General features: G+C 51.5%; 9 protein-coding genes. 8 read left to right on the forward strand and 1 reads right to left on the reverse strand.

Annotated features, from left to right (window positions below; translation table 11 throughout):
• Positions 1-485 precede the first annotated feature (485 nt).
• The 7 genes from AC2TAD_RS22110 to AC2TAD_RS22140 all read left to right on the forward strand — a co-directional run bounded on the left by AC2TAD_RS22110 (position 486) and on the right by AC2TAD_RS22140 (position 5179).
• Positions 486-785: a hypothetical protein gene (locus AC2TAD_RS22110; RefSeq protein ID WP_480870688.1), complete on the forward strand. Its 300-nt coding sequence runs from the start codon at positions 486-488 to the stop codon at positions 783-785.
• Positions 786-840: 55 nt separating this feature from the next.
• Positions 841-1455: a hypothetical protein gene (locus AC2TAD_RS22115; protein ID WP_170710080.1), complete on the forward strand. Its 615-nt coding sequence runs from the start codon at positions 841-843 to the stop codon at positions 1453-1455.
• Between the two features lie 53 nt (positions 1456-1508).
• Positions 1509-1814 (forward strand): hypothetical protein, encoded by a 306-nt coding sequence (locus AC2TAD_RS22120; RefSeq protein ID WP_170710079.1) that lies wholly within the window; start codon positions 1509-1511, stop codon positions 1812-1814.
• Between the two features lie 42 nt (positions 1815-1856).
• Positions 1857-2030 (forward strand): hypothetical protein, encoded by a 174-nt coding sequence (locus AC2TAD_RS22125; protein ID WP_170493938.1) that lies wholly within the window; start codon positions 1857-1859, stop codon positions 2028-2030.
• A gap of 120 nt (positions 2031-2150) precedes the next feature.
• Positions 2151-2795 (forward strand): protein-tyrosine phosphatase family protein, encoded by a 645-nt coding sequence (locus AC2TAD_RS22130; protein ID WP_170710078.1) that lies wholly within the window; start codon positions 2151-2153, stop codon positions 2793-2795.
• Positions 2796-2814: 19 nt separating this feature from the next.
• Positions 2815-4248, forward strand: a complete 1434-nt coding sequence (locus tag AC2TAD_RS22135) for a hypothetical protein (protein ID WP_480870692.1) — start codon at positions 2815-2817, stop codon at positions 4246-4248.
• Positions 4238-5179 carry a metallophosphoesterase family protein gene (locus AC2TAD_RS22140; protein ID WP_480870695.1) on the forward strand — a complete coding sequence of 314 codons (942 nt, stop codon included), beginning with the start codon at positions 4238-4240 and terminating at the stop codon, positions 5177-5179. The genes AC2TAD_RS22135 and AC2TAD_RS22140 overlap by 11 nt, the downstream gene beginning before the upstream one ends.
• Here the strand turns inward: AC2TAD_RS22140 and AC2TAD_RS22145 are convergent, their stop codons facing one another.
• Positions 5180-5938, reverse strand: coding sequence for a DUF4956 domain-containing protein (locus tag AC2TAD_RS22145; protein ID WP_480870697.1), 759 nt, complete (start codon positions 5936-5938; stop codon positions 5180-5182).
• A 182-nt stretch (positions 5939-6120) separates the two neighbouring features.
• Between AC2TAD_RS22145 and AC2TAD_RS22150 the strand changes: the two genes are divergently transcribed.
• Positions 6121-7050: an SdiA-regulated domain-containing protein gene (locus AC2TAD_RS22150; protein ID WP_282121539.1), complete on the forward strand. Its 930-nt coding sequence runs from the start codon at positions 6121-6123 to the stop codon at positions 7048-7050.
• The last annotated feature ends 151 nt before the right edge of the window (positions 7051-7201 follow it).

Genomic DNA, 7201 nt, shown 5'->3' on the forward strand with positions numbered 1-7201 from the left:
GCGAGGCGGGAACACAGGTCACAGTCGGCGTTGGCGAGGATCGTGCTCCTTGGAATTGCATTGCTTACAGTGATGGCGCGACAGCTGGTATCGAGTTCCTGGGCGACGAAGGCGCATTGTGAGCAGTCTGCTGCGTAGCTGAAAACGGCTGCGCAGCACTGGCTTGATCTGCTGAGGCTCGACTTGGTTTGTAGAACCACCATCATCGTATTCGCGGTCATGTACCTGTTGGCGTTGGTTGCATTCTTGACGGGTACATTTGGCTGGTTGGGACAGGAACGAGACCCTTTGTCCGGAGTGTTCCTGCTACCGTTGGGATTGCCTTGGATACTTGTAGCGGACTTAATTTCGGAGTCCGCCAAGCCGTGGTTCGCGGCGACTGCGCCTGTGCTCAACCTGTTAGCGCTGGTCTTGATTTGTAGATGGGCACGCAGTTTGCGCCAATAGTGAAGACTGAACTCTTTCTCACCAATAGGGAGGAAAACATGGGAAAAGTGATCTTGGGTGTTGTGATCGGGCTCGTCCTCGGCGTGGTTGGGACTATGACCTTGGGTGGCGGGGCCGCGGTGGGTGTTGGCGTTGCGACAGGCTTGTCCGCCGGTGTCTGCACAACATTGAAAGGAGCACAAGCCGAGAACCTGATCACCGCCGAGCAAGCGGATCAGATCCTCAACCGCGTAAATTCCGAAATGGCGTCACTGCAAGGAATTGAAACGACGGGCGAGATCGTCGGCAGCGCACAGGCATGCGATGAATTTCTGTCAAAGTTAAGAGACGCGAAGTGAGGTTTCGCTTTGCACGGAACAAAACAGTAAGGACAAGCCAACAGGGAACCATCTGATGAAACTCGTTTTACTCAAGCTCCTCACACCCATGTTCGCAATCGCGGGCACAGCTGCTTTTGGAATATCAGAAGCCGACGACGCGTGTATCGACCATTTGCGGCAGGTTGGTGGACCAGACGGTCAATCCGGAACGATTGAAAGCTCTCAGTTCTCGGAAGCTGGTACGCTCGTCATGCTACGAGACGCAGGCGGAACACTTTGGCGCTGCATCGCGTACAAGGATGGTAGCATCGGCGAGATGTCGGTTGTCGAAGCGATGGATGATGGCGGTGGAGCCATGGCAGGCGCCGCCGGGTCTACTGGTAGCCAACGCGTCAAATTCGATGCTGGTTCCACTGGCGCAGAACTCGTTGGTGAACTCGTGCCCGGAGCGTCGCTGCAATACGTTCTGGGTGCCAAAAACGAACAGTTCCTTTACGTTCGCGTTGCTCCGCGAAATGGCTCCTTGGACTACGTTATTCGCAACCCCGATGGATCTGAACTGTTGGGATTGATGTCGGCGGACAAGGAGTATCGAGGACAGCTTTGGCAATCCGGTGATCATGTTGTGGAGGTTATCAATCGCAGCAACTCTTCTGTCGACTACAACGTCATTTTCGGAATTGAATAGGTGATCAATCAGAAACCCTGGAACGCAAGTCCAAAAAAGCGAGGGAAAAACAGATGAAACCCAAGGTCCTATTGGTGATCGGCACAATGTGCATTTCGGCGCTTGCAGCATGTGATGAGAGTAGCGGTTCGGTGGATGCAAGTGCATCAACTGTTGGCAGTTCTAGCGATCTTTCGTCATTTGAAGGGGCAAGAGCGGGCCAAGCTGAAATGGGTATTCAAAGTCTCGGGTTTGAACTCATCCGAAGCGAAGGGCTGACCTCGTACTGGTTTAACAAGGATACTGGTGCATGTGCTCGGATCACGACATCTGACGGAAGGTACTCAGATGTAGCTATGCTGCCATCAGGTGACTGCTGACACATTTTCATCGATCTAACATCCGCAATAGGGAGCACTAGTATGCATTTTGATCTGGCACATGCGGCGGTCATCGTTGTCGCTCTGATTGTCACAAACCTGGCATTGAAGTCGTCCGGCGTGATCAACGAAGAAAGCAAACACCAATGGAACTGGAAAGTTTTTCTGGCCTACTTCGTGGTCGTCTTTATCATCAACCTGGTGTGGCCGATTTAAAGCTTCACGGCAGAAAGATTATCGTCCACTCGATATAGCTGCCGAGAATGAGCCTCTCCAACAGACCACCAAGTGTGAAGCGTGTGAGAATATGGCGCGTGAGAAAAGAAAGGAACTGACATGCGGTTTTTGACGTCCCTCATATTCATTGGTGTTCTCGCAACCGCTGCGAATTCCGACGTAACAAGCCGAAACGGCGGTCCAAGCAACAGTCAAATGCTATCAAAGGGCGGCGATGGAGGTGTTGATGGCGTCGCTTTCTTTCGACCCGTATTGAGCGGAGTTTTGTATCGCTCCGGTTTCAAAGGCGGCGACAAGGGGCGAACGGGCCTGAGTGAAGGACAACGCGAAGCTTTGTGTGATGAGGGGTTTTCAACCGGGTTTTATGCGGACTTCGGCAAAAACACTGAATACGGTCGCACCAGTTGCGGAAACGGATCCTTTGACTATCAAGGCGCCAGATCCTCCCGACCCGATGCTGTCATGGCGTCCATACACGAGGTGATTAAAAACCCTGGAAAGGGTCCTGTCCTGGTGCACTGCATGTGGGGCGTTCATTCCTCGGGTGCATTGTCGGCAATGGCGCTCGTTCAGTTTTGCGGTTGGACGGAGAAAAGGGCCAAGGAATATTGGAATGATGCCCGAAACGGGGCCCCATGTTCAGGCGGATGCGACCAGTGGATTGATTCAAAGTTCTCCAACTTCAGCGTCGACCCCAAATTGAAGATCTCCACCGAACAACAGGCAGCGATTTGCCCTAAATGATTTTGGGAGGACTATCCAAATGAAGTTCAATCTTCTGTGGTCACTTGCTCTCATTGCGCCCACCGTCTTATGGGCGAACGACGATGTTCTAGGTGAAGCCACCACATTTGATAGTCCTAACGGCATTACTGAACTCTGTATTCGGATCGAAAAAATTCCAACGGGCGAGTATAAGAAAAGCGATCTTGAGGAAGAAACGGCCTATTGCGAGATCGATTTCTATGCCACCGAAATTGCTATTTGCCCGAAAACCTGGAGCACCAGCCCAGGAATGGCCGTCTACGATATTTCGGAAGGGCCCTACAAGAAGAACCGTTCTGAATTCGAGAGAAACGCTTGCAAGGAGGGGAAGGCAGCAAAAGATCTGGCCAAGGACAGGGTGGCCAAATTCAAATCCACCATGAACCAAAAGGGCACCAGTGGAACCTTTTCCACCTCGTCGCTGCTTTACTATCATTTCTCCCGATATTTCGACACGACTGTCAAAGTTCCTGTCGCCGTTTGGCGCAGCATGGACGCCCAGGCGCATTTTTCAGAGGTCGCAGAGCCTGGCCTTGCGATTTCTGGTGGCTCTCGCGGCGGGCGCATGAACCATGAAGGCTGGCGGGTCTTTGCAGCTGCGGACGCTGACCCGAACTCATACCAACCGACCGATGATCTATTCACCGCAGATCGAATGCAAATATACGGTGTACTGCTTGATAGTCCTGGGCATCGATACGGTTCGGAAATCAACGGCACACGCAAATCTGGGTGGGGAAAAGGTCAAAACCGCGATTTTCAGGAAACTCCTGCTTTCTTGGCCTTGCGGTCTTCGAAACCCTTGTCAGAAGCCATTGCAGAGGGCGTTAAAGAAGGCCGAAAAGACCGAATGATCAACAAGGATCTCGGCCCCGATGTCATCGACCAACAGATGGCACTTTGGATGCAAGAACTTACAGAGATCGTGCTCCTCGATTTCATCTTTAGCCAGCAGGACCGTGTGGGAAACATAGACTTCACACCCTATTGGTATTGGGTCGAAGACGGAGAACTGAAGCATAAGAAAGCCAAGCACCATGAGCCAAACGATGGAGACGTTCCCGCCGACGCGTTATTGATCCGTCGCAGCAATCTAAACGACAACGATGCTGGCGGGCGTGTCGAGTATGCCAACTTCGCGAAATCTACTCAAATGCTGGAGAAAATTCGCCACTTCTCTCCAAGCACATATCGGCGCTTGGTTTCTTTGAATAATGATCTTAAATCTCAAGGTCCCGTCTACGGCTGGCTGTCGCAGAGCCTTGGGTTGTCAGATAGGCAGATTGCACAAGTTGTAAAAAACACCCAGCTGGCAACGTCCATCCTCCAGGACAATTGTTCAAATGGCGATTTGATGTTCGACTTGGATCCTGTCGCATTCTTTTTGAGAAACGACACCGAGGTAGAGGCTGTGGACTGTAATGCCCCGTAAGCTTTCCACCCTTTTTGCGGCGTTCATTTGGACCGCTCTGATCGCCTGCAAAGCGGTGGCATTGGATGTTATCGTCATATCGGATCTGAACGGAAGCTATGGTTCGGTAAGATACGATGCCCGCGTCGACAAAGCGATTGAGCGGATAGTCGAGATTGATCCAGATCTGGTTATTTCGACCGGAGATATGGTTGCGGGACAGCGCATCCCCAACTTATCCGACAAACAGGTCAGGGAGATGTGGAAGGCGTTTCACGAGGCCGTATCAGATCCTTTAGAGGCTGCCGGCATTCCATTTGCGGTCACGCCAGGAAACCATGATGCCTCCGCCTACCGTGGGTTCGAGCGTGAAAGAAAAATATACGCAGAGGAATGGACACCGAGAAAACCAGACGTCGATTTTCTGGTTTCGGATGACTACCCGTTTTTCTACGCTTTTGAGATGCAGGGCGTAACGTTTGCGTCTTTGGACGCTACGACCTTGGGACCTCTATCCGGCGACCAGCAGGACAGGCTTGAGGAACTGGGCGCAAATGGAGACCCGATTGTCACTTTCAGTCACCTCCCACTCTGGCCCTTCGCGATTCAGCGCGAACGCGAAATCATCGGTGACCCAACACTTGAAAAGATCTACCTGGAAAGCGGTGTCGTTCTGCACCTTTCAGGCCACCATCATGCCTTCTATCCAGGTTGGAAAGACGGCGTGGCTTATGTCTCCCAGGCTTGCTTGGGCGGTGGCCCGCGGCGGCTTATTGGCGATAACGCCAGATCACCTCATAGCTTCACTCATGTTACATTCCAGCCAAACGGAGAATTTGGGATAGCAGTATATCGAGGACCTGATTTCGAAAGGTCGGTAAACTTCAAGTCGCTTCCGAAAGAGATCAGATCCCCGAACGCGGTGTTGAAACGTTTGGACCTTGTCAAATGACTAGAGGTTGAGCTTCAGTTCAACTTTTTCAGGAACCATGTCGTTTATCATCTCTTCTATCCGGGCTTCCGAAAGTCCACCCGAGGTGATGAAAAGCAATGAAACGCGAGATTTGCCGGGAACGTGGTGTTTTCTGACAAGCTTCCAGCCAGCGTCTGCGGCCATGGCTTCAATGTCTCCGCTGACTTTCAACGAGTGCTCTTCGTCTGTGGCCTTGAGCGAAATTTCCACGCCCTTGTTTCGCCCTCCGAGCCAAATAAAACACCAACACACAATCGCCACCAGTGTGGCCATCAGCGGCAAGCCCAAACCAACCGCAAGACCAAGAACCGTTACGATTATCATTTCGACTGTATCGACCGGATCATCCAGATTGGAGCGAAACCTGAGCAACGCGCCAATGCCAAAGATAACGAAACCAATCATTGACCCATGCTGAACTACCAGAAAGCCAACCGCCATGCCGATAAGCGCATAGAGAAAGAAAAGCCTTGGCATGACGATATCGCTGACACTTCTACGGGCTTTGCGTCTCACCGGATGATAGACGATCAAGCCAGCCAGAATGATTGTGACGATCACATCGAGAGTGAAAAAATACAGTTCCTGTTTGCCCCGAAACTGTATCCAACGTCGTTCGATAAGTATTTCCGACTCTGAAGTACCGGCCAGCATCGTCGCGGGGTCGACTTGTGCTACCGCAGCACCTGGCAACAGCATCATCAATAGCACGGCCATGAGTGGGAAAGCCTTGTTCAACTTGTCTTCCTTCCTGCTCACGCCAAAGGCTTACGCTTCACCAAAGGCACTTCGTGCCCCATTCAATTCAATCGCAACAGGCGGGATCAGGTAAAGAGATTTCCGTGCATTCTTCGGACATCGCATCCGGACTGTGATACGAACACTGATACAGGGATATGGTCCAAGCGCGAGAAAATCCAATGTCAGAACACAAGCTGCTTCGGTCGAAACTTGGGTTTTCACGGTGCTTCCCCAAGCTTGGGACACTGGCTTCTTTTACAAGCACTGCTTTTGCATTGCTGGCTTGGATTGAGCGCGCCCATGCCGAGAGTCCTGGTTTGACACTCGTCGACTCCTTCAAGGTGGCGGGTAAATCGGAAGGCTTCTCGGAACCTTCCGGATTGTCTCTGTCCAACGCTGAAGGCTTCTTGTGGTCAGTAAGCGACGCTGAACCTAAACTGCACCTCCTTGGAATCGACGGGACATTGGGAAACTCCTTTAAGTTGCCATCATTGGAGGGATCAGATCTGGAGGGCGTTGCATCAAGAAAAGATGGATCTGTTTTGGTGGTTCAGGAAACTGACCGATCAATTCTAGTTGTTCACCCAACCAACCCCGTTCGACTGACCACAATCCCTCTCACATCTCTCAAAGGTTACTCGGCCGCCGCTGAATTACTTGTCGGCAACCCATTGAACAAGGGGCCCGAAGGGATCGCCGTTGACCCGGAATCCGGGCGGGTCTTCATTGGCATTGAAGGACAACCAAGGCTGTTAATGGTCGTATCACCAGCGCTAGACGAAATTGTTGAGATGATTCCTTTAGCCCGCGATGCAGGTTTTATCTCCGAGCGTGTAGATGATGATGGACTGGATTTGAGCGGCCTGGCATGGTCCCCGTCCTCACGTTCTCTTTGGATTGTGAGTGACAAAGGCCGTGAAATCTTCGTTTTCAATCCAGAATCCAAGTCCGTAAGAGCTATCAGTTTGACGTTCACGGAAGATGGAAAACAAAAAGAAGTTAAACATCCCGAAGGGATCGCGCTCGATGAGACCAAAGGGCTTCTTTATATTCTGACAGACGATGCAAAGAAATCGCGGCTTTATGTATTTGAGCAACCGGAATTGTGAGGACTGTCCTACTAGTTCTCTACTCTAACTTGTTGAAAAGCCGGGTTGTGTAATTGAGCGCCGTCGTATGTGCGGCGTATTAAGTAAATCTGCGTTCTGTTCGCTGTGTATCTCGAAAGCACCAGTCGTGATCAAACTCGAATATCGGCAA

The sequence above is a fragment of the Ruegeria sp. HKCCD7628 genome, assembly GCF_057221005.1.

What these genes read in the sequence shown, in the direction of transcription:
- AC2TAD_RS22110 (WP_480870688.1), top strand. Translation starts at nt 486, where the DNA reads ATGGGAAAAGTGATCTTGGGTGTTGTGATCGGGCTCGTCCTCGGCGTG.
- AC2TAD_RS22115 (WP_170710080.1), top strand. Translation starts at nt 841, where the DNA reads ATGAAACTCGTTTTACTCAAGCTCCTCACACCCATGTTCGCAATCGCG.
- AC2TAD_RS22120 (WP_170710079.1), top strand. Translation starts at nt 1,509, where the DNA reads ATGAAACCCAAGGTCCTATTGGTGATCGGCACAATGTGCATTTCGGCG.
- AC2TAD_RS22125 (WP_170493938.1), top strand. Translation starts at nt 1,857, where the DNA reads ATGCATTTTGATCTGGCACATGCGGCGGTCATCGTTGTCGCTCTGATT.
- AC2TAD_RS22130 (WP_170710078.1), top strand. Translation starts at nt 2,151, where the DNA reads ATGCGGTTTTTGACGTCCCTCATATTCATTGGTGTTCTCGCAACCGCT.
- AC2TAD_RS22135 (WP_480870692.1), top strand. Translation starts at nt 2,815, where the DNA reads ATGAAGTTCAATCTTCTGTGGTCACTTGCTCTCATTGCGCCCACCGTC.
- AC2TAD_RS22140 (WP_480870695.1), top strand. Translation starts at nt 4,238, where the DNA reads ATGCCCCGTAAGCTTTCCACCCTTTTTGCGGCGTTCATTTGGACCGCT.
- AC2TAD_RS22150 (WP_282121539.1), top strand. Translation starts at nt 6,121, where the DNA reads ATGTCAGAACACAAGCTGCTTCGGTCGAAACTTGGGTTTTCACGGTGC.